Origin of the sequence: Candidatus Vicinibacter affinis, assembly GCA_016714365.1 — a bacterium.
Lineage (GTDB): Bacteria > Bacteroidota > Bacteroidia > Chitinophagales > Saprospiraceae > Vicinibacter > Vicinibacter affinis.
The window spans coordinates 178,937-202,370 of the sequence record JADJNH010000006.1 but is presented as its reverse complement, the minus strand read 5'-3'; the positions used below and the strand labels follow the sequence as shown (position 1 = coordinate 202,370).

Genomic DNA, 23,434 nt, shown 5'->3' with positions numbered 1-23,434 from the left:
TTAGAATTCCCGATTTTAATTTGCCAACACAATTTTAAGTGCTTGCAAAGCGTTACTGTTGTCTAATAATTTAACAATATGAAAAAACTAATTTTATTATGTTTGACCTGGTGTGCAATTCTAAATCTTCAAGCTCAAAATTTTCTCCCTGCTTTCGATTTATTTTCTAAAAATAAACCATGTTACATCACCTTGAAAGATGGCACAAAACTAGAAGGAGAAATGGATAAAATTGATCGCCGCAAAGGACTCATTGAAGAAATTACCATAGAGACAGCAGATAAAAAGGAACATGAATTGGAGGCAAAGGATATAAAGGAGATGTATTTGCCTGCGAGCGGCTTCCAGAAATTAATGGATATGGACAATGCCATGATGAATGTAAAAACCTATTCAGGAGAAATCGACATGGAACATATCAAGAAGGGTTACGCCTATTTTGTCAGCACAAAAGTGATACTCAAAAAAGAGCCTGAGGATTTATTAATGCAGGTGGTAAATCCCGGTTTTTCAGAAAAGATATTGGTTTTTCACGATCCACAAGCAGCTGAAACAGCTTCGGTAGGCATTGGCGGATTCACTGTGGCGGGAGGAGATGATAAATCTTATTTTATTAAAGTTGGTGAAGCTTCGGCTTATAAACTTAAAAAGAAAGATTATTCAGATGCTTTTCCTGCATTGTTCAATGATTGCCCCGAGATAATCAAGCAATATGGTAAAAAACCAGTATGGACAGATTTTGATACGCATGTGTATGAATGTACCACCGGTTTGTCTGCAAAGGCTCCTAAAAATTGAGTTTATGATAATCTTGTTCTGAATCAATGAACAAGCCGTAAGTTTTTATGTTTTTTGCAAGAGTTGATCTAAGGGTACATTTCACTCTATTTAGCAAATTGCAAAATCATGAAAGACTATTCGTTTTTGGCCAATGCGCATCCGGCATTTCTTGAAAATTTATATCTGACCTGGAAATCAGACCCAAATTCTGTAGAAGCCGATTGGGCTCAGTTTTTTAAAGGATTTGAATTAGGTCGACAGGAAAATGGCATTTCAACTTCTACTTCGAATGGATACGAAATTGGTAAAGAACTGGCCATTATTTCATTGATACATGGTTTTAGAAACCGAGGACATTTACTTTCAGATACCAACCCCATCAGAACTCGTAGGGATCGCAAGGCTCATCTGAGTCTTCAGGATTATGGATTGACCGATGCGGACTTGAACCATCGATCACAAGCAGGGCAAGAAGTGGGTATGGCAAATGCACCCTTGCAAGATATCCTTGAGCGCCTTAAAAGTATCTATTGTGGTAAAATAGGATTTGAGATTGCCCATATTGAAGACCGTGAAAGAAGAATGTGGCTTCAAAATAAGCTAGAGTCCTTTAAGGTTCCGGTTGCGGATTATGGCCTAAGTCTGGAGCAGAAGAAGCGGATATTGGAGCGTTTGAATGGTTCTGTTATATTTGAAAAATTCCTTCACACAAAATATGTAGGACAAAAAAGATTTTCACTGGAAGGTGGAGAGTGTACCATACCGGCTTTGGACACCTTGATTAATAACGGAGCAGACCTAGGAGTGGAGGAAGTGGTAATTGGAATGGCTCATCGGGGAAGGCTGAATGTACTTGCCAACATTATGGGCAAAACTTACGATCAGATCTTCAGCGAGTTTGAAGGAACAGCTGTGCCAGATCTCAGTTTTGGTTCCGGAGATGTGAAATATCATTTGGGCTTATCATCCCAAATCCAATCGCCCTCAGGTAAATTGGTTCAACTTAAATTGGCACCTAACCCTTCTCATCTTGAATCTGTGGATCCTGTGGTAGAAGGGCTTTCCCGTGCCAAGGCTGATCTTTTGTATCAATCAGATTATGATAAGATTTTACCCATTCTGATTCACGGAGATGCAGCAGTAGCAGGCCAGGGTATTGTTTATGAGACTTTGCAGATGTCTCAACTGGAAGGCTTTTATACAGGAGGAACGATACATTTTGTCATCAACAATCAAATAGGCTTTACCACTGATTTTGACGATGCAAGATCATCGACTTATTCTACCAGTGTGGCCAGTCTCGTGCAAGCTCCTGTTTTTCATGTGAATGGAGATGACCCTGAGGCGGTGGTATATGTTTCGGAGTTGGCAATCGCCTATCGTCAGGAATTCAACGCAGATGTTTTTATTGACATGGTCTGTTATCGTCGTCATGGGCACAATGAGGGGGATGATCCTAAATTTACCCAGCCAGCGATGTATGAAATCATACAAAACCATCCCAATGTCCGCGACCTGTACATTTCCATTTTAAGCAGCAGGGGAGAAGTGGAGAAAAAGCTTGCCGAAGAAATGGAAAGAAACTTTTGGAATCTGCTTCAGGAAAGGCTCGATCAGGTAAAGCAAAACCCTTTGCCCTATAGTTATCAGGAACCCGAAATGGCCTGGAGGGCCTTGCGTAAAAGGGTCACTGCAAGTGATTTTGAACGCAATCCAATCACCGGTATTTCAGTTGAAAAATTTAATTTTCTATTGGATAAATTGTTATCTACTCCGGATAATTTCAAAGTGTTGCCAAAAGTAAACCGCTTGATTGCATCCTGGAAAAAAATGACCGACCAAAATCAGTTTGACTGGGCTACTGCAGAACTTATGGCCTATGCAAGTTTATTAGATGAAGGGAAGAATGTAAGGTTAAGTGGCCAGGATGTAAAGCGTGGTACCTTTTCACACCGTCACGCGGTATTGTTTGATGAAGAGAACAACACAGAATACAACAGACTTTCTTCAATTTCGGATCAACAAGGAAAGTTTTTTATTTATAATTCGCTTTTGTCTGAATTTGCAGTGCTTGGTTTTGAATATGGATATTCTTTGGCTACACCAAATCATCTCGTAATTTGGGAAGCGCAGTTTGGAGACTTTGCCAATGGTGCCCAGGTGATTTTTGACCAGTACATTGCTACTGCAGAAGTAAAGTGGAACAGGATGAGTGGGTTGGTTCTCTTGTTACCGCATGGATATGATGGTCAGGGGCCGGAGCATAGCTCAGGTAGATTAGAAAGATATCTTCAAGCTGCCGCCGAGCTTAACATCATTGTGGCCAATGTTTCCACACCGGCCAACTATTTTCATTTGTTGCGAAGACAATTGAATTTTGATTTCAGAAAACCATTAATTGTGATGTCACCCAAATCTTTGTTCAGACATCCAAAATGTATTTCCGGTCAGGACGAATTCCTGGATAACAGCTGTTTTAAGGAATTGATTATCCCTGAGTTAAAAAACAGAAAAGTAGTGAGAAAATTATTGCTTTGTTCGGGACAAGTTTTTTATGATCTTAATGCTTATCAACTCAATAATAATATTGAAGATGTAGTGATCGTTCGCATAGAACAACTTTATCCTTTCCCTGAGCAACAACTAAAGAATTTACTAAATGATTTTCCTAAAGCTTCATGTACCTGGGTACAGGAAGAACCTGCCAACATGGGTGCAGCAAATCACATCAGGACTCATTGGAATTTTGGTCACCTCAATTATGTATCCCGCCCAGCCAGTGCATCCACAGCTGTAGGATATAAAAAAGTACACGACGCCCAGCTCATCGAACTGGTTGAAAAAGCATTTAATTAATGAAGTATGCCTAAACCAAAAGTAGTTTTTGAAATAAAAATAAAAACTTGCTTATCGCTGAAGGATTAATTTTTTAAAGACTACTTTATTTTTTGTATTGATTTGTACAAAATATACACCGGCTAAGATCTCACTTCCATTTATTGACAGAGAATTTTTGCCACTTGCCATTTTGATCTTATAATTTCTGATCAATTCACCTTGCATGTTGATAATGTTAATCTGAGCATCCTGAATTCTTTCTGAATGCCAACTTAGATTAAAATCCTCTCCTGCAGGATTTGGATTGATTTCAAGTTCATTAATTTCAACCGAAACATTTGATGATTTTGTAACCAGTTCGTAAGTAGTGAAATCATTCGTAAATATTTTTTGACTGGCAAGCGATGTGTTGAACAATAAAGTGTTGTTTTCATCAAATAATCTTGCGGTACCATTTACACTTACATGACGATTGTTTACCGATAATTTATAGCATCTGTCTTTATCAAGTGTAAGAGGATAGCTTTTCAAAGTGTTGTTGGCAAATGGGCCATCTTTAAGTAAGACCTTTCCGGCATCATCTGTTAGTTCGAAGCTGATCAAATCTGGTTTTGACAAGGGTTTGATTTCAATTCTGGAGTTAAGTGTAGTCGCTGGAGGTGCATCAAAAGCAATTTCCAGTTTGTTATTGGCTTGATCGATATCTGAACTGCCATTTATTTCCACTGCTTCTACCTGAATGGAATTTCCACTTTTACGGATAAATGGAATTTCTAATTCTCCCAATGCAATCGTTTTTTCTGATAGATATGGGATGCTTCCTGTCCAGATATATTCTGCTGAAGGACCATTATTGCATGAATAGCGAAAAAGAATTTTTGTAATCGGAGTGTTGCCAATGTTCATGAAGTTGACAGTAGGAAAGGTTTTGGTGGCGCACATTGTTTTGACATCAGGAACATTGCTTGGAGTTCCGGATCTTAAAACCAAATCCAGTCCTTGTGTTTGCGGGAAAGTTACTTCCGAATTTGCGGCTTGCAAAGCTTCCTTCGTAAGATCATTTTGAATAAAAGCAGCGACCTCTAAATTTTTGAAATCATAGAGATTGTTGAATTTATAATTGAAGTTAAAAACACGTGAATCACCTTTGACTGTCAGGTCTGCTATTACAGTTCCAGCCGTGCCAGGAAGGAATTTCTTCACTACGTGAAAAAACTCTTTCTCTCCATTAGTGCCGGGCGCTTTTGTGAAGCGAATTACTTTTTCCATGACCACTACCCGAAGAACCGGTCTTCCCACCATTGCGTCTGTAAGTTTTACTTTTACTTCCACATCGAGTTCATTGATGCCGGTGTTCAATTTTGGATTTATTTCCAAATCATAATTTGAGGCTACTTCAGCTGCTTGCTGCAGTAAATCGTCTGTAACACTGATGGATGGTGTTAACTGAACTTTTTTCCCTTCCAAAAATCCGGAGGGCACTGCATTCGTTCCATAATAGCTGACTCTGTTGGCTACCTCGGATGGATTGTCTTCGTTCATTGGATCATATCCCGGCCAACTTACCTGGTGGGTAATTTGTACTACTTTATCTTTATTTCGGTCTAGTATTGGATGGAGAACAGGATTTACCGATGCGCAAGGCGGGCAGGATGCCTGGGTAAAGTGTTCATAGAGTGCCTTTTTAGGAGATTGACCCGTTAAGGCAGAAGTTATCAACAGACAAGCAAATACAAGTAGATTTGTTTTCATATTTAGTTGGATTGTATAGTTGTCCAAAAATATGATAATTTGTCTATATCCTGATCAGGTATCTTGTTTTATTTGACAATCCGAAAATACCATACCCATTTTTTACATTTTGGTGGATGGTAGTCGGCTCTGCAAATGGATTGCCATTGCTGTAAGAAGACCTTGTTTTTGAACTTTCAAACAAATAGTAATCTTTGCTTAAATTATGACAATCCAGGAGTATTCCTATAAGTTTATATCCGGGATCATAGCTGTATGTCCTGAAGACCAATTCATATTCTTTACCATTAAAAAAATCATCCTTGATGATTTCTCCATCTGTTCTTGACAGATCTACTGCTTCCATAAACCTGCTTTCGTATTGAATATTGGTGCTGTCTTCATCAAGGTCATAAACGTAATAAGCATTTACTTTGTAATAGTTGTGTGCAGTGGCTAAATCTTTAATTTTGATTTTAAAAAAATCATATTCTGATTGTTCAAATCCTTTTAATAATGAATCCCTGGTGAATTTAACACTGAGAATCTCAATTGAATCCGGCATGGTCTGAGTGGATTCAAGAAAAACCTTATCCTGAATGTTCAGTTTGAGTGACACTGCATCACCGGCGACCAAACGGAATTCAGGAATTTTCCAGGGTCCTTTTCCTAATTTAAAATTGCCTAACAACTGATTGTTGATGATTACTTCTAGTTTGCTTGAGTCCACTGGCTCCGGAGATTTTTCAAGGATTCCCACGGCCTCAGAAACAAGGATTGTATTTCCATTTTCATCATTGGACCATAAAGCTGTCATGGCATATCCGGGAGGAAATTTATCTACTTCAATCTCCACGTCTTTGTAGAAAAAATTCTCGCACGAACTCAGTAGTACAAAACAACCTATTGAAAAAAAATATATTGATTTCATGAGTTTAAAATTTAAATTGGTAACTGATGTTTGGAATAAGCGGAAGCAAGGCTACTTGTTTGAATACAGTTTTATATTCACGATCAATATATTCACGATCTGTAGTTATGAAAAATGGATTTGCGCGGGCGTATGCATTGTATACACCAAATACCCAGGCCTCTTCGAATTTTTTTCTTTTTTGGCGATATTCTACACTGACATCCAATCTATGATAGGGTGGCATGGTATAGGCATTTTTTTCTCCCTGAATTTCGATTTCAAATGGGTAAAAATTAAACGGATCAAAAGTTTGATATTTTAACAAGGGAAGTGTGATGGCATTTCCAGTAGCGTATTGCCAACTACCGGAAACAGCCCATGCTTTTGAAATTTGATAATTGGCTACTATTTCAAAATCATGTCGCCGATCATACCTGAACCTGTATTTATTTCCACTGTTTATTTCATCAAACTGCCGATAATTCCAGGACAGAGTGTATCCAATCCATCCATTGAATTTGCCTTTTTTCTTTTGAACAAAAAATTCCATGCCATAGGCTTCGCCTTCTCCTTGCGTAACTCGGTCTTCCCACGAACTGTTGCCTTCAAAAAAGCTGGCTCCTTCTTTATAGGAAAGTACACGATTCATTTTTTTGTAGTAAGCTTCAATACTGCATTCATAGTCTTCTTTAAATACTTTGACTAAACCCACGGCTGATTGCCAGGAGTTTTGAGGTTGAATATTTTTTGTGCTTGGAACCCAAAGATCGGAAGGAAGTCCTGCGCCTTCATTCGTCAATAAATTGATGTATTGTGTCATCGTCGCGAAAGATGCCTTTACTGTAAAATCATTGCGAAGCAGATATCTTGCGGCAATTCTGGGTTGCAGGGATGAAAAGAATTTTTGTTGCACGTAGAAGCCACTTGTGTGTACACCGAGATTCAATCCCAGGCTACCAAACCGCATGTCGTCCTCTGCATAAAGAGAAGACTCAGTAGCCCAAAGCGAAGCATCTCCCAGCGTAGTATCAATGGCTGAACCAAAAACATTGCTCTTGAATTGCGAGGCTCCCGGATTGTAACGGTGACGGATGACTTGACTTCCAAATTTAATGGAATGATTGGGAAGTGGCGCATAGTCAAAATCCGTTTTAATGGTGTAGTCTTCTATTCCACTTAGATAAACGGCAGAAATGGCTTCTTTTTGTTTATTGGTTTGCTCCTCATATCCGGCTCGAAAATTAAATTGGTATTTACTGTAATTTAGGGAAGTGTTGGCGAATAATTTGGGATTTATGTTGTAGTTCCAACGCAAGGCAGTCGTAATATTTCCCCAGTCAATTCCGGCATCTGTTTTCGTGTAATCCGTACCCACTTCCTTTGACTCTATACCCGTTGAAAACAAATCTTCACCCAGGTAACCGCTTAGATAAAGTCTGTGTTTCGGATTAATAATCCAATTCATTTTGGCATTCAGATCATAGAAATGCAATCCTAAATCAACCTTTTCTTCATCTGTTTGAGAAGCAGCCAGCAATGGGGCAGCGATTACATCCAGATAGGTTCTCCGTCCTGAGATCATGAAGGAAGCTTTGTTTTTAACAATTGGCCCTTCCAGTGCCAATCTTGATGAAATAATTCCGATACCTCCTTCCCCGTGAAAACTTGTCATATTTCCCTCCTTCATGTTTATTTCAAGAATAGAAGAAAGCCGACCGCCATATCTTGCAGGAAAGCCTCCTTTAGTGAGGCTGACATTTTTCAATGCATCCGCATTGAAGACCGAAAATATTCCACCCAAATGATAGACATTGTAGACCGGGGTGCCATCCAGTAAAATCAGATTTTGATCAGGGCTACCACCACGCACGTATAATCCGCTTGTTCCTTCCGAACCCCCATTTACACCGGGAAGTAGTTGCAAAGCTTTTAAGACATCCACTTCGCCAAATAACGCAGGTACTTTTTTTATTTGTTCAATGGGAACATCGATGGTGCTCATACGCGTGGATCTTTCAATTCGTTCTTCTCTTGAAGATACAATTTCCACCTCTTGTAAGGTGAGCCCCTGATTGAGTTGAATATTGATCAATGTATCCTTGTTTAATGCAAACTCTATTAATTTTTCTTCATACCCTACGTACGCGCATTTGAGTTTTATTTTTCCTTGTTTTAAGGAGAGTGAATAAAATCCATAGTTATTTGAGTTGGCTCCATCCAGACTTATCATGTCAAAAATACTTGCGGCTATCAACTGTTCACCTGATTTTTGATCGGTGACTGTTCCATGCACTGTAAATCTTTGCGCCTGTATAGTTGGGATAAATATGGTGAAAAGAATCACCGCAGCTAACATTCTAAACATACTTCGTTTTATGACCTTTTTTAAGATTATCAAAACGGCATTTCGTTGCAAGTATTGTGTGATTTTCTTTTCATAAAAGTTAAATAACTTCAGATCTTTGATTTGATCATGGATACTCAGGTATTTTGATATACGTTGGATTGGTAAATATAATGGCTATCTTTGCCGGCCAGAATTTAAAAAATGTCAGAGAAAAAGCCGGACCTTTTTGCGTGGTCGTTGTTAATCATACTTACCATCATTTGGGGATTCAGTTATTATTTTATCAAACACAGTTTGGTGTCTTTTAATCCAACTCAGGTGGCCAGCCTTCGAATGTTTTTTTCTGCTATTGCGTTGAGCCCGTTTTTATTGAAAGCCATACGGATTATTCCTCTAAAATATTTTGGTACTATTTTTTTTGTAGGACTTATAGGATCCTTTTTACCTGCTTTTCTGTACCCTTTTGCACAGCAAAAAATTTCCAGTTCGCTCGCAGGTATTGTGAATGCATTCACCCCTATTTGCACTTTTGCCATTGGCGTAATGTTCTATGGCATTAAAAACGATCGCATCAAACTTACCGGAACAGTTCTGGCATTGATAGGAGCTTTTTGTTTGATATTGTTAAAACCCAATGCCGAATTAAAAGCAGATGGCTTTTATTTATTGGTGGCATTTACGGTTCCTTTTTTATATGGGTTAAACGGGAACATCATCAAGACAAAGTTGGGAGATTTTCCGGGTCTGCAAATGACAGCGATCATGTATGTCTCCTTAATGGTACTTTGTATTCCCATAGCATATTTGAGTGGAGCATTTCATCAAATTCCAGTAGCCATTTCACAAGGAAATGCATTTTATCATTTATTGGCTTTAAGTGTTTTGGGAAGTGCGGTGGCCATGGCCCTCTTTAATGTGCTTATCCAAAAGGTGCATGTTTTGTTTGCAGCCAGTGTGACTTATCTGATGCCATTGGTTTCATTGGTGGTCGGATGGATGGATGGCGAGAGTATCGCATGGAATGACCTGCTAGGATTTAGCTTTATCTTGCTAGGGGTGATGATTATGAATGGAATAATAAGGCGAGCAGTTAAAACTGATTGAGAATTATTAAAAGAGATCATTTTTTACTTCAATTGGTTAAAACTGAAATGATAAATATTCTGGTTTTGATCCAAATTATTTATAACAACAAATTGCCTAAGCAGTTTTGTAAGAGTTAAAATTCTTTAATTATGATTTACTCAGGTATATAAATTCTTTCTACCTGGTTTTGATTTCCCATGTCTAGTACCAGAAAGTAAAGTGATGAAATAGGATTATCGAATAGGATTTCTGTTTCATTAAAATTCAAAAAGGAATTTTCATAAACAAGCCTTCCAAATAAGTCGTAAATTCTACATGCCAATTTACTAATAGGGTCTTTACTTTCTACTTTTAAAACCCGCGAATGCGCTTTATAATAAACAGTGATTGGAAAAATATGGTTGTCGAAATTTTTTGTTAAATTCGAATTTTCATAGATAAAATTAAAATATTGTTTGTCGTCTCCAGAGTCCAGGTATTCAATTTTTGCAAATAGATCTGCATTATATTTTCCATGCTTATAACTTATGGTAGACAATGGGCCGTAAATTATGGAGCTCTTAATACGATTTTTATTAGGTGAAAACAAGCTAAATTCAATGGGATGATTTTCATCTACATTGTAGAATTGGAAGGTCAGAGAATCAGAATTAGTAACAGAAAATTTAAAATATTCAAGGTCATTTTTTGCAACATCCTTTGAACACAAATAATTTTGGTTCGGAAAAATAAGGGGGGCAGTTTCGAAATTATTGTTGCATTCATTTTTATCTACATCGGATAAATCCAAAATGAAACTATAAAAATATATGTTTAATTTAGGACTACAGGATGAATGTCTTGTGGTGATTTCTAAATAGTAATCGGTATCTTCACAAAGAATTATTTCTTTATTGGAGTATAAATTTTTATCATATTTGTAATATTCTGTTGTTTTGCCATCAGGATGATGAAGGATTATTTTTAAATCTGCATTTTCATCATAAGTAAATTCATTAACATTAAATACACAAATTTTATCGGTTGTAAATCTGTAATAATCTACATCGTAATCACCAAGCCCATAGGCTCCAATTGAGCCAAACACTTGTTGATTATTTACTAAATACGTTGCACTTTCTTTAACTTCGTTGCACTCAGTAGTATCCTCTAAAAAACTAAAATTAAATTTTATTTTTGTTTTACCTAATGTATTCCAATCGCATGGTCTAAAACTTATATAATAATATCCTGTGTCACATGCCAGTATTTCACCAAATTTGGGAAAAGTAATTGTGTCTCCGCAACAGATGCATGCAAATGCAGATGAATCTGAATTGAAAAGTGAAACTGAAATATCTATATTTGGTTCAATTTCTTCAATCTCAAATACAAGAATACCTTTTCTTTCAATCTTTACTTTGAAAAATTCAGAGTCATAATTATTATTGGATAATTTGGGATTAATATTTATCCCATTAAATGTGGCAACAATACTCTGATTTAAAAAAATTTCTGCAGAGTGACCTATTGAATTATTTTCTTCATATGGGTCTTCCGGATCATTTGAAAGAATAATGTTGTATCCTGAATTTGTAAAGACACTATTTTGAATGGAAACATCTAATATATACTCACCACCCTCATAGAAAATAAGAGAATATTCAGTGAGCATATTTCCAATTTTGGACTTAAATCCCCATTTTGTTTGAGTACAATCATCCTTACTCATGCGGATTTGTAGAATTGAATTTGGGTCAATAAAGTCTATGGCTAATTTATAATAACCCGATCTTGGAATGGTTATTTTGTAAAAATCACGATCACTAATAATATGAAAGTTGCCAGAAAATATTTCACCTACTTTGGCAGTGTTTGCTTCTATACAAGTATTATTGGGCTCAATCTCAGTTTGGGCCCATATCTTCTGTAAGAAAAGGGTGCTTAGGCACAAAATATAAAGGGATTTCATTTTCATTTACTCTGCATTTGTCAAATATACCTTTAATTTTGGATATTGTTGGATTTTGGTTAGACTTTTCTTCCTAATGACATATCCTCGATCAATTTTCTCAATTTGACTTTTTCGCCTTGTGCCTTAGCACCCACTAACTGAAGTTAAGATAAAGACCAATTTTAGCCCTTTAAAAAGTCCATGACCAGAGTTTTTAACGATTTTTCAGTTTGAATATGTGAAATGGTACTTTAATACAAATACAATCCGATCAAATAAAATGCGAATAGTATTTTAGCGATTCTAAGCTTACATTTTTGTTTTCTTTGGCTAATTTTAAAATTGTCAATGAAATGAATCTTCCATTAAATAATTTTCAAATTTTCTAATTCCACAATTTTCTCGTTTGCCGCTTTCCCGCTTCCGCCGGTGGTCCGAGAACTCCTTCACTTATCGTGCTGTCGCCGATACTCTGCCGTGGCAGAGATCGTTCAGTCATTTCAAATTAACTCATTAGCTAATTTTCAAATTTTCAAATTCTCTAATTTCTTCCTCCCACTTTGTGTGGCTCTGTTTCTCTTGGTTTTCACGGTTGGTAAAATTGTTTTTCACTTGAGGTGATCTCCAGGCCATAAACCAAGTTTTCTTGGGGAAAACCAGGTTTATGGTTCGCCATTCTTGAGCCACCTTGTGTGGCTTTGTATCTCAAGGTTTTATCGGTTGGCAGCAATTGTTTTTCACTTGAGGTGATCTCCAGGCCATAAACCAATTTTTCTTGGGGAAAACCAGGTTTATGGTTCGCCATTCTTGAGCCACCTTGTGTGGCTCAAGAATGGCTCACATATTTCGTCGATATTTTCCGCCGACGGCGTAAAGGGCAGTGGTGATTTGACCAAGCGAACAACTCTTTACTGCTTCCATCAGGTGATTGAAAATGTTGTCGTGATGAACAGCGGCCATTTGAAGATTGCGCAACGCAGCAGCAGAGATTTCTTCATTCACTTTTTTAAGATTATCAAGAGACTTGATCTGATCTATTTTTTCTTCTTCAGTTGCACGGATCACTTCTTTAGGTAAAATAGTTGGAGATCCGTCTTTAGACAAAAATGTATTGACGCCAATCAACGGATACTCTCCGGTATGTTTCAAGGTTTCATAATATAAACTCTCTTCCTGAATCTTACTTCTCTGATACATGGTTTCCATCGCCCCCAATACACCTCCCCGTTCTGAAATCCTATCAAATTCTGATAACACCGCCTCTTCCACCAAATCAGTCAGTTCTTCAATAATAAAAGATCCCTGAAGCGGATTTTCATTTTTCGCCAGTCCTAGTTCGTTGTTAATGATCAACTGAATCGCCATGGCCCTTCGCACAGATTCTTCGGTTGGCGTTGTTATTGCTTCGTCGTATGCATTGGTATGCAAAGAATTGCAATTGTCGTAAATCGCATACAAAGCCTGTAGGGTAGTGCGGATGTCATTAAAACTTATTTCTTGTGCATGCAGAGATCTTCCTGAAGTTTGAATATGATATTTGAGCATTTGCGATCTTTCATTTGCTTTGTATTTATGCTTCATCGCTTTGGCCCATATTCTTCGCGCCACTCTGCCGATCACTGCATATTCAGGATCTACGCCGTTGGAAAAAAAGAAGGAGAGGTTTGGCGCAAAGTCATCAATGTTCATTCCTCTAGACAAGTAGTATTCCACAAAAGTGAATCCATTGGAAAGGGTGAATGCTAATTGTGAAATTGGATTTGCACCTGCTTCAGCAATGTGATATCCGCTGATGGAGACAGAATAAAAATTGCGTACTGCATGGCGAATAAAATACTCCTGAACATCTCCCATTAGTTTTAAGGAAAATTCAGTCGAGAAAATACAAGTGTTTTGCGCCTGATCTTCTTTAAGAATATCTGCCTGCACAGTTCCGCGAACTGATTTAAGCGCTTTTGCTTTTAACTGATGGTATATATCCGGAGGCAACACTTCGTCTCCTGTAAGGCCTAATAACATCAAACCAAGACCGTTATTTCCCGGAGGGAGTTCACCAATGTATTGAGGTCTTGGAAGCTGCTTATCATCATATTTTCTTTTGAAAGCAGCCTCTACAAGATCTTGCATTTGATGGGCCTTGATGTAGAGTTCACATTGCTGGTCAATGGCAACATTCATAAAAAAAGCACAGATGGTTGCAGCAGGACCGTTGATGGTCATACTCACCGACGTCCTTGGATCACACAGGTCAAATCCGCTGTACAGTTTTTTGGCATCGTCCAGGGAGCATATACTGACTCCGCTGTTTCCAACTTTACCATAAATGTCCGGACGATAATCTGGATCCTCTCCATATAGAGTTACGGAGTCAAATGCGGTGCTTAGCCTGTTGGCCGGCATGTCCAGGCTTACATAATGAAATCTTCTGTTAGTACGTTCCGGGCCACCTTCTCCGGCGAACATTCTGGTAGGATCTTCTTCTTTTCGTTTGAATGGAAATACGCCGGCTGTGTAAGGAAATTCTCCGGGCACATTTTCCTGCAGTGACCACCTCAAGATGTCTTCCCAGGAATGATATTTAGGCAACACTACTTTTGGAATCTTAGTATGAGAAAGTGATACTGTTTTAGTTTGCACTTTTACCTCCTTATCCCGGACTTTGTACACATATTCGTCCGCGGCATAGGCTTTCTTTTTGTCTTCCCAATTTTCCAACAGCAGTCTTACATGACCATCAATATTTATTTTAACGGATTCAATTTTGGTGTTAAGTTTGCCTTGAATGGATTCATCTTCTTGTAACAATTTAACCGTTTCTTCAAGTGATTGCCATTGATGGGCCAATGAAGATTGCATATTAACCCATTCATCGTATTTTCGATTGTTTTCAGAAATTTCAGATAAGTATCTGGTTCTGCCGGGTGGGATGATGTAAATTTTCTCTGATTCTCCGGTTGGGATGTCAAGGGTTGATACCAAGTCTGTTCCGGTTTTTTCTTTGATCAGTGAAATCAATGATTTGTACAGATGGTTGGTTCCGGGGTCATTGAATTGTGATGCAATCGTTCCAAAAACCGGCATCTCATCCGGTGATTTATCCCACCACTGTTTGTTCCGTTGATATTGCTTGCGGACGTCACGCAAAGCATCCTGAGCTCCTCTTTTATCAAATTTATTGATGGCCACCATGTCTGCAAAATCCAACATATCAATTTTCTCCAATTGGGTTGCTGCACCATATTCAGGTGTCATCACATACAGGGACACATTACTGAAGTCCACAATTTCTGTATCACTTTGACCAATGCCGGAGGTCTCAAGTATGATGAGGTCAAATCCGGCTATCTTGAGTATTTGTAAGGCATTTTTGATGTGTGGAGAAAGAGCAAGATTACTTTGCCTTGTTGCCAGAGAACGCATATACACTTTACCTCCATGAAACTCTGGGTGGATGGCATTCATGCGTATGCGGTCACCTAAAAGAGCCCCACCGGTTTTGCGCTTCGACGGATCCACAGACAGTATGGCAATGGTTTTTTCCGGAAAGTCCAATACAAATCTTCTGATGAGTTCATCTACCAGACTTGATTTTCCGGCACCTCCTGTTCCGGTGATACCAAGAATGGGCGCTTGTGCAATTGATTTCGGTTTTCCCAAACTGCTGATAAGTGTATTCGCATCTTCTGGAAAATTTTCAACTGCTGAGATCAATCGGGCTATTGCTCTGAAATCTCTATTCTCCAACGCTTTTACTTCACCATTAATCGAACTTCCGGTCGCAAAATCACATTGGGCCAAAAGGTCATTGATCATTCCCTGGAGTCCCATATGACGGCCATCATCAGGACTGTAAATCCGATTGATCCCATAAGCATGAAGGTCTTCAATTTCTGATGGCAGGATGGTTCCGCCTCCTCCTCCAAAGAGTTTGATGTGACCGCAACCTTTTTCCTTCAATAAATCATGAATGTATTTAAAGAATTCATTGTGACCACCCTGATAGGAGGTAATCGCTATACCCTGCACATCTTCCTGAATCGCAGCATCCACAATCTCCAGGGCAGACCTGTTATGACCCAGGTGAATGATTTCAGCACCACTGCTTTGCATAATCCTGCGCATGATGTTGATGGCCGCGTCATGACCGTCAAAAAGCGAAGCTGCGGTAAGGATGCGGATTTTATATTTGGCCTGGTAGGCGATGGAAGCCTGAATCATGTGGTTACGTTTTAGGCACCAAAAATACGAAATCTCACCCAATGGGCAGGATTAGCTTGGCAGGAAATACATTTAGGTGAGTAAGGAGAGACTAAACCGAACGAGATCGTGTAATATGGATCAGTCCCACATAGAGTAAAATCCTTTCGTTCGGGGCAGTTAAAAAGGGATCCCTTTTAATGGGATTTCCAGGAGAGGATTACTCTATTACTTTTGGTTTGGCCAGTGTAAAAACCCTGCTGAGGTTAAAACCAAAGCGAATATCACCTTTGCCAACATCGCCGATGGTTTCAGCAATAAAAGCGCGTTCAAACATTCCGGTTGAATTGGTGAAATGCAATTGAAACACGTGTCCTCCGGTCTCAATATCAAATCCCAGGGAAACAGAATTTTTATATTCTGGAGCCAATTGGTCCGGAAGTACGTAAATATATTCAGCGTTGATGGATATTCGCTTGGTGATCTTTTGGCGGAGGCCCGCACCCAAAGCATACACATCATTTTTTTCTGAACGGGTAGCGACCAGATTTCTGTGTACCACCGTCGGAGTTAATTGAAATGAAAATCCCTCTGAAAATTTTCTGGCCAGCAGAACCTGAAAATGATAACTCAATCTGGAAGAAAATAAATTGTTTCGATCCGGCTCCGGCCAGCGGTTTGTTTTAATGGTAGATCCTGCTACGATGCTTGCAGAGAATGGCATCTTTTTATGACCAGATGATTGTCTCAGTAATTTAAATTTAAGATATCCGTCAAGTGTTTTTTCATAATTACTTCTACCTACTCCGATTTGTAAACGATTGGTCACTCCATAGTCAAATCCAAATCGCATAGTAGCCTGGTCTATTCCAAAAAATTCTTCAATTCCTCCGTTCAGGTAGCCAAAACGATGCTGAATTTTAAAATCCAACACGCCGCTGGCAGTATTTTCAATCGAGTGTAGATTAATGATTCGGTTAGTTTTAAAACTGGCTATGGTGTACGAAGTGGTCTCTTCCTCGCCAAGCATTTGAAGTAATTCCTCTTGTGCATTTAATTGTAATGAGAAGAAAATAATGAGGTAAGGCGTCAGAAAGAATTTAGATTGAAATGTAGACTTCATAATCCGGGATTGTTGGATGAAAAGGTTAGCGGATATTTATGTTGTAGGCATTCATCAACAGAAGATGTGTAAACAGATCAAGAATGCGAAAAAATACATGCCTAATTATTTTTATTGGAATTCACTTTACGCTGAATGCAGCATTAATTATTTTTGATTCCTTCCTTGATCCAGGTTTCTATCAATTGGATCTGAGTACCGGCCAGTTTGGATCCCGCTTTGGGCATTGGACTGAATCCATTCAACTGCTTAATGGCCCCCAACAATGATCCTCCTGACGCATAAGGTCTGATTTGATCATAGCCTTCCAGATTAATATTTCCTTGTCTGATACCACTTGCGTGACAACTTTTATTGCAGCTGTTGTCAATGAGCGGAACAATATCTTCTGAGTAAGAAATATTTGTCAAAGGGCCAGAACCGGATGGATACAAATTTTCTTCATTGTCATAAAAACAGGAAGAAAATGAAAAGTTGAGTAACAATAAAACCAATAATAAGGGGAAGTTAAAATTTGATTTCATAAAATTGAACTTGTAAAAAAATCCATCTGCTTTATAATTAAATTAAGGATGAGCAGATGAGTAGGTATGTTTTTGGAAGAAGAAACGGGCTAAAATTGCCCGTTTCAAAAAATCTTTTTAATGTATTTGTAGCTTAGTTGCAACCCATATCTTCTTTAGACAATGGGTCATTGTTTGGAAAACACAACCCCGACAAAACTCGCTTTGGTTTGTAGCGCAGCAGATTCGGATCCCTGAGTCCATTTGTTAGAAATGCAGTTAATTGGGTTACTTCATCAGGATTAAGTCCAAGTGGTTGTAGGAAAGGGTGGAGTTGTTCTTTTGGAACGCGTGGATTTTCAGGAATTCCATTATTGAAATACTCTACTACGTCCCTTAGAGTTTTCTTGGTGCCTCCATGAAAGTAAGGTCCTGAATCACCCAGATTATACAATTGGGGAGTACGGAATTTGAACATATCTTCAGTCCTACCGGTGAATCCTCCACGACCCAGATTTCTTCTATCAGAAGGCCCTGTTTTGAGTCCACCGTTTTCATATAAATCCTTTAAGCCCAACGCGGCAAAATTCATAGAACCCAAATTCTTTTCATGGTGGCAAGAAACACAATTGGCTTTTCCGAAAAACAATATGGCCCCTTTCTTTTCTTCATCGTCCATAGCCTGAAAGTCACCTTTCAACCAATTTTGAAAAGGGGCCTGGTCGGTTGTAATGGATCTTAAATAGGCTGAAATTGCAAAACTCGCAGTTTTTCTATTATATCGATCTGCCTCAGGGATGTCCGGAAATGCCTTGTCAAACATATCCTTATACCCATTTGCAGCTACTATTTCAGGAGTGTACTGCATTCGATGCACAATAAGACCTTCTATGTTCTGGCCTTCCAGTGTACCCAATCTTTCTTTATTTCTGGCAGTTCCCGGGTCAAATACACCCCACATGTTTTCAGTACCTATGTTTACACCTTCTGAACCGAAGGATCCATTCCACATGGAATTTTCTACGAAAGCTGTATTGATGGTCGCTAGTGGTCTGGCACCCTGGGCATCTATGCTGTCAGCAGGATATATCGGAGATTTAAATCGATTTTCGCCATGGAATCCAAATCCAAGACCTCCATCTGCAATTCCTTGCATTCTGGCTGGTCTGAATCCTGCTTCTACGACATGGCAACTGCTGCAGGTAAAAGTGAATCTGTTGGCATGGTTCTTTGATTCGTTTGCAAATGCTGGCTCAAAGTATAGAAGGTTGCCAAGTTCAATTTTTTCTTTGGTTAAGGGATTTGAGGGTGATTGTGGTATTTTGTCAAACTCGTGACTGGCTGGAAGTTTGTAAGCATTGATGTTGCCAATTACTTTTACGAGTTCTTGATCTGTCGAATCCATGCCTTCATGGTGGCAGGATAGTAAAATCATCAAAATGCCCAACAATGTGAAAATGGTCAGCTTTTTCATCTTGTCAAAATAAATTTAGATGCAAAATTAGAATATTACGAACAATAAACTTATTAAAAAGCTATTAAAATGTTTTATATATTATAATAATGATTAATATGAGTTTGAAATGGTTAAAATAGTTGATGAAAACAGCGAAATAATTGATGAAATTATAGCAAATGTTCCATCTGGGTGTAAAAAATTGGTTGTATGGGCAAAAGTGGAGAAATACATTGATGGAAGTAAGATAGCCAATGTTAACAACATATTATATAAAAAATAATATTTAATAAATTTATAATCATACTAATATGAATGTGACCGTGTGTTTTAGAAAAGTCACCAATTGTTAAAGTTCTTCAGATCTCAAACAAGGCCCATTAAATCGTGTTTCTATGTCTGATTCAAACTCAAACCAAAAAACAATATTGACTATGTACCATTTGATTGTGAATAAAGTATCTTTTTTTACCTGCCTTCTTCTGTTGACGACTTTCAATGCGGAATCCCAATCCTGGGTAGAGCGAAAATCCTTGCCTGCCGGAGTTCTAGCCCGGAATCATCCGGTGACTTTTACACTGGATGGGAAAGGTTATGTAGCTACAGGAAATACGGTCAACAACTCAGACGTATTCAAAGATGTGTGGAGGTTTGATCCGCAATCCAATGAATGGGAGGAATTGTCCGCTTTTCCGGGAGAAGCACGCGGCTATTCTTACGGAGTTGCCTATGAAGGCAAAGGCTACCTCGGTTTTGGTTTGGCCAGATCCGGTCACCTGAAGGATTTATGGGAATTTGACCCCTCCACAGAAAAATGGACTTCATTGCCTTCTTGTCCTTGTGTTGCAAGAACTCATCCCGCATTGGTGGCGCATCAGGGCAAATTATATGTAGGAGCAGGAGGAAGCCAAATGGGAGATCTTAAAGATTGGTGGGCCTATGATCTGAAATCACAAACCTGGAGCCAGAAGGACAGTTTTCCTGGATTTAAGAGGCATCATCCATTTTTCTTTGAAATCGGAGATTACATTTACGTCGGTTTCGGACACAGTGGTCCATTTATTTTCAAGGACATGTTTCGTTATGACCCAAAACTGGATAAATGGCAAGAAGTGGCTTCCTTGCCTTCTCAGGGTAGGGTGGCAGGTACGCAATTCACCCACAAGGGAAAAGGATATTTGCTCAGTGGGCAGGGAGAAGACCATCAAAACCTTAAGACCGGTGAGTTTTGGGCTTATACGCCTGAGAATGATAGTTGGAGTCAATTACCACCGCATCCCGGAAGTGGAAGATGGGCACCGGGTTCTTTTTTAATAGGAAGTAGTATTTACTTGACCAGCGGCACCCCTGATGCTGGTGATGTAAAAGATTTATGGTCGTTTGACTTAGACTTATTGGCAGGAATCAAGCCTCTAGATTTACCCGCTTTCGAAGTATATCCGAATCCGGCAAATGATTTTATCAGTTTAGAAATGGAGGACCTTGGAATGTTTGATGTCCAGATTCTGAACGTTTTTGGACAAAAAGTTTTGAATCCGATCAACACAGAACCCAAAATAGATGTCAGGCATCTTGCCGAGGGGGTGTATTTTCTTCAGTTAACTAAAAACGGGATTGCGAGGAGTACCAAATTTGTAATCCAGAGATAGGAAAGTCCTTTCTATTAATCATGGCCAAAAGGGCTCAGCCAAAAGAAAATTGACTTAAACCTTCTTCCAGTCAAGTCGTTGATCATATAAGGGTCTGATCCTATCGGGCTTTTATTACATTTGCAGCAAATTTGAAAACCATGTCTTTCAGAACAGAAAAAGATACGATGGGTTTGGTACAAGTGCCATCCCATGTTTATTGGGGTGCGCAGACTCAACGCTCCATTGACAATTTTAAAATTGCCAGGGAAACCAATAAAATGCCGATCGAAATCATCCAGGCATTTGCTTACTTGAAAAAGGCAGCTGCCATTACCAATTTTGAAGCAGGGGTTTTACCTCAATCTACCTTAAACCTCATTTCAGCAGTTTGCGATGAAATTCTGGAGGGAAGGTTGGATGATCAGTTTCCGCTGGTCGTCTGGCAAACCGGTTCAGGAACTCAATCCAACATGAATGTGAATGAAGTGATTGCTTATCGTGCGCATGTGATGAATGGCGGAGCATTGATAGATGAAAAAAAATCTGTCCATCCCAATGACGATGTAAACAAGTCTCAATCTTCCAATGATACTTTTCCTACGGCAATGCACATTGCAGCCTACAAAATGTTGGTAGATTGTACTTTGCCCGGAATTAAGAAATTGCGCGACACGCTGCAGGAAAAATCCAAGGCATTTTGGCAGGTTGTAAAAATTGGCCGGACACATCTCATGGACGCTACCCCTTTGACTTTAGGTCAGGAGTTATCCGGATATGTTGCACAATTGACACATGGCATTCGCGCCATTGAAAATACCATGCCTCATCTGGCAGAATTGGCGTTGGGTGGAACGGCTGTTGGTACTGGAATCAATACCCCTCCGGGTTACTCCGAAAATGTGGCCAAGCACATTGCTGCCCTTACCGGATTGCCCTTTGTCACGGCACCGAATAAATTTGAGGCGCTTGCTGCACACGATGCCATTGTAGAAGCACATGGTGCTTTAAAAACAGTAGCCTGCAGCATGATGAAAATTGCCAACGACATCAGACTGCTGGCATCAGGTCCAAGGTGTGGCATTGGAGAAATTTACATACCGGACAATGAGCCCGGTTCTTCCATCATGCCCGGCAAAGTAAATCCAACACAATGCGAAGCCATGACCATGGTCGCTGCGCAAGTGTTGGGAAATGATGTAGCCATCAATGTAGGTGGTGCTACCGGACATTTTGAACTAAACGTGTTCAAACCAATGATGATTTATAATTTTCTGCACAGTGCCCGCTTAATTGGAGAGGTGTGTATTTCGTTCAACGATAAATGTGCAATTGGCATTGAGCCTTTGTATGACAATATCAAATCAAATCTGGACAATTCGCTGATGTTGGTGACGGCCCTGAATACTAAAATTGGCTATTATAAAGCTGCAGAAATTGCGCAGACTGCACACAAGACCGGAAAGACTTTAAAACAAACTGCCCTCGATCTTGGATATTTGAGTGCAGAGGATTTTGACAATTGGGTTAAACCCGAAGAAATGGTAGGTACGCTTTGATAAATCAAGTCATCGAACGCGCACTTCCGTATCATCGCACACATCTGGCTAATGGGCTTACGCTTATAGTGGTGCCGGACCAGACCACTATGATGGCTTGTGTTTGTATCTTATATCGTGTGGGATCCAGAGACGAAAAAGAAAATAAAACAGGCCTGGCCCATTTGTTTGAACATCTTATGTTTTCCAATTGTGGCAAAGAGGTTGATTTTGATGAGATCATGCAAAATGCAGGAGGGGAGAGCAACGCCTTTACAACACCGGACACCACTCAGTATTACAACATAGCCCCATCCTCTCAACTGGAACTCATGCTCCAACTGGAAGCACATCGCATGAATGGTTTCAAAATAAAGCGCAAGGAATTTGAAATTCAACAGCGAGTGGTGATTGAAGAATTTTCTGAACATTATCTGAACAATCCTTATGGATTATTTTCTCATTACCTGATGGCCATGTGTTATGAAGTACACCCATATAAATGGCCGGTGATCGGAAGAAATCAGGAAGAGATTGCGGGATTGGAATTTAAAGATGCTGATGAGTTTTATCACACTTATTATAATCCTTCCAATGCAGTGCTAGTAGTAACTGGAAATGTTAATCCCAAAGAGGTTGAACAGATGGTGGCCAGGCATTTTGGCGACATATCTTCGGGAGTCAGGAATCAAAATAAATATGCTCAGGAACCCCCTCAGAATCAAAAGAGAATTCGTACCGTCCCCGGGGAGTATCCGGAAGAAGCTCTTTACATTGGGATGCATGCAAGTGCCAGGAATACGAAGGAATTTTACGCATTGGATTTTTTGACAGATATCCTTTCTGAGGGAAGGTCCTCTTTGTTATACAGCAAGCTCAGAAAGGAAAAAATGTTGTTCTCCAATATTGATTGTTATTTGAGTTCCACCACGGATCCCGGAATTATTTTGTTGGAAGGAAAGCTTCGGAACGGTGTCAAAGTAAGTGACGGAGAAGCCGCTTTCTGGGAAATAATAGAACAACTAAAAAGCCATGAACTCAGTGATCATGACTGGCAGAAATACATGAACAAAAACGAAAGTGCTTATCTGTTTTCTCAGGTGGGAGTAGTTAATCAGGCATTGAATTATTCCTATGCAGAATGGCTGGGAGACATTAATCTCGTCCTCAATGAACTGGAGCATTACCGCTCCCTGACCAAAGAAGATTTACAAGCAGCCTTGCTTAAATATTTTAATGCAGATCAAGCGAATTATCTTTATTTGACCAACAGTCAATAGAGATTGTTTTAATTCCCTATTAACCCATTTGCAAATTAACTCATTAGCTCATTAACTCATTTTCAAATTTCTTACGAGGTT

At 39.2% G+C, this 23,434-nt stretch carries 16 protein-coding genes; 7 read left to right on the top strand and 9 right to left on the bottom strand.

All coding sequences use genetic code 11. The features are described 5' to 3' along the window. Nucleotides 1–78: 78 nt before the first annotated feature. Nucleotides 79–798, top strand: a complete 720-nt coding sequence (locus IPJ53_14015; protein MBK7800213.1) for a hypothetical protein — start codon at nucleotides 79–81, stop codon at nucleotides 796–798. A 108-nt stretch (nucleotides 799–906) separates the two neighbouring features. Further along, on the top strand, nucleotides 907–3,636 hold the full coding sequence (locus IPJ53_14010) for a 2-oxoglutarate dehydrogenase E1 component (GenBank protein MBK7800212.1): 2,730 nt from the start codon (nucleotides 907–909) through the stop codon (nucleotides 3,634–3,636). 51 nt (nucleotides 3,637–3,687) lie between these two features. On the opposite strand, the gene IPJ53_14005 is transcribed toward IPJ53_14010, so the two are convergent. Genes IPJ53_14005 through IPJ53_13995 form a run of 3 tightly spaced genes read right to left on the bottom strand, consistent with a single transcriptional unit; the run spans nucleotide 3,688 to nucleotide 8,627 of the window. Continuing rightward, complete coding sequence (locus IPJ53_14005; protein MBK7800211.1) at nucleotides 3,688–5,370, bottom strand: T9SS type A sorting domain-containing protein; 1,683 nt, start codon at nucleotides 5,368–5,370, stop codon at nucleotides 3,688–3,690. Between the two features lie 43 nt (nucleotides 5,371–5,413). Next, a complete protein-coding gene (locus IPJ53_14000) occupies nucleotides 5,414–6,280 on the bottom strand; it encodes a DUF4249 family protein (GenBank protein ID MBK7800210.1) in 867 nt (288 codons plus the stop codon). A 4-nt stretch (nucleotides 6,281–6,284) separates the two neighbouring features. Beyond that, nucleotides 6,285–8,627 (bottom strand): TonB-dependent receptor plug domain-containing protein, encoded by a 2,343-nt coding sequence (locus IPJ53_13995; GenBank protein ID MBK7800209.1) that lies wholly within the window; start codon nucleotides 8,625–8,627, stop codon nucleotides 6,285–6,287. Between the two features lie 183 nt (nucleotides 8,628–8,810). On the opposite strand from IPJ53_13995, the gene IPJ53_13990 reads away from it, so the two are divergent. Further along, complete coding sequence (locus tag IPJ53_13990) at nucleotides 8,811–9,713, top strand: DMT family transporter (protein MBK7800208.1); 903 nt, start codon at nucleotides 8,811–8,813, stop codon at nucleotides 9,711–9,713. A gap of 136 nt (nucleotides 9,714–9,849) precedes the next feature. On the opposite strand, the gene IPJ53_13985 is transcribed toward IPJ53_13990, so the two are convergent. The 6 genes from IPJ53_13985 to IPJ53_13960 form a co-directional block, all read right to left on the bottom strand. Further along, nucleotides 9,850–11,652: a hypothetical protein gene (locus IPJ53_13985; protein MBK7800207.1), complete on the bottom strand. Its 1,803-nt coding sequence runs from the start codon at nucleotides 11,650–11,652 to the stop codon at nucleotides 9,850–9,852. A gap of 562 nt (nucleotides 11,653–12,214) precedes the next feature. Then, nucleotides 12,215–12,433 (bottom strand): hypothetical protein, encoded by a 219-nt coding sequence (locus IPJ53_13980; protein ID MBK7800206.1) that lies wholly within the window; start codon nucleotides 12,431–12,433, stop codon nucleotides 12,215–12,217. Between the two features lie 32 nt (nucleotides 12,434–12,465). Then, nucleotides 12,466–15,846, bottom strand: coding sequence for a methylmalonyl-CoA mutase family protein (locus IPJ53_13975; GenBank protein MBK7800205.1), 3,381 nt, complete (start codon nucleotides 15,844–15,846; stop codon nucleotides 12,466–12,468). Between the two features lie 199 nt (nucleotides 15,847–16,045). Continuing rightward, nucleotides 16,046–16,918 carry a hypothetical protein gene (locus IPJ53_13970; protein MBK7800204.1) on the bottom strand — a complete coding sequence of 291 codons (873 nt, stop codon included), beginning with the start codon at nucleotides 16,916–16,918 and terminating at the stop codon, nucleotides 16,046–16,048. Between the two features lie 173 nt (nucleotides 16,919–17,091). Next, complete coding sequence (locus tag IPJ53_13965; protein ID MBK7800203.1) at nucleotides 17,092–17,472, bottom strand: hypothetical protein; 381 nt, start codon at nucleotides 17,470–17,472, stop codon at nucleotides 17,092–17,094. A 133-nt stretch (nucleotides 17,473–17,605) separates the two neighbouring features. Continuing rightward, complete coding sequence (locus tag IPJ53_13960; protein MBK7800202.1) at nucleotides 17,606–18,925, bottom strand: hypothetical protein; 1,320 nt, start codon at nucleotides 18,923–18,925, stop codon at nucleotides 17,606–17,608. Nucleotides 18,926–19,034: 109 nt separating this feature from the next. On the opposite strand from IPJ53_13960, the gene IPJ53_13955 reads away from it, so the two are divergent. The 4 genes from IPJ53_13955 to IPJ53_13940 all read left to right on the top strand — a co-directional run bounded on the left by IPJ53_13955 (nucleotide 19,035) and on the right by IPJ53_13940 (nucleotide 23,353). Beyond that, nucleotides 19,035–19,190 carry a hypothetical protein gene (locus IPJ53_13955; protein ID MBK7800201.1) on the top strand — a complete coding sequence of 52 codons (156 nt, stop codon included), beginning with the start codon at nucleotides 19,035–19,037 and terminating at the stop codon, nucleotides 19,188–19,190. A gap of 112 nt (nucleotides 19,191–19,302) precedes the next feature. Then, entirely contained in the window at nucleotides 19,303–20,556 is a 1,254-nt protein-coding gene (locus IPJ53_13950) for a T9SS type A sorting domain-containing protein (protein MBK7800200.1), read from the top strand. A 140-nt stretch (nucleotides 20,557–20,696) separates the two neighbouring features. Then, entirely contained in the window at nucleotides 20,697–22,094 is a 1,398-nt protein-coding gene (fumC, locus tag IPJ53_13945) for a class II fumarate hydratase (GenBank protein MBK7800199.1), read from the top strand. Beyond that, nucleotides 22,091–23,353 carry an insulinase family protein gene (locus IPJ53_13940; GenBank protein MBK7800198.1) on the top strand — a complete coding sequence of 421 codons (1,263 nt, stop codon included), beginning with the start codon at nucleotides 22,091–22,093 and terminating at the stop codon, nucleotides 23,351–23,353. Before fumC ends, IPJ53_13940 begins: the two co-directional genes overlap by 4 nt. The last annotated feature ends 81 nt before the right edge of the window (nucleotides 23,354–23,434 follow it).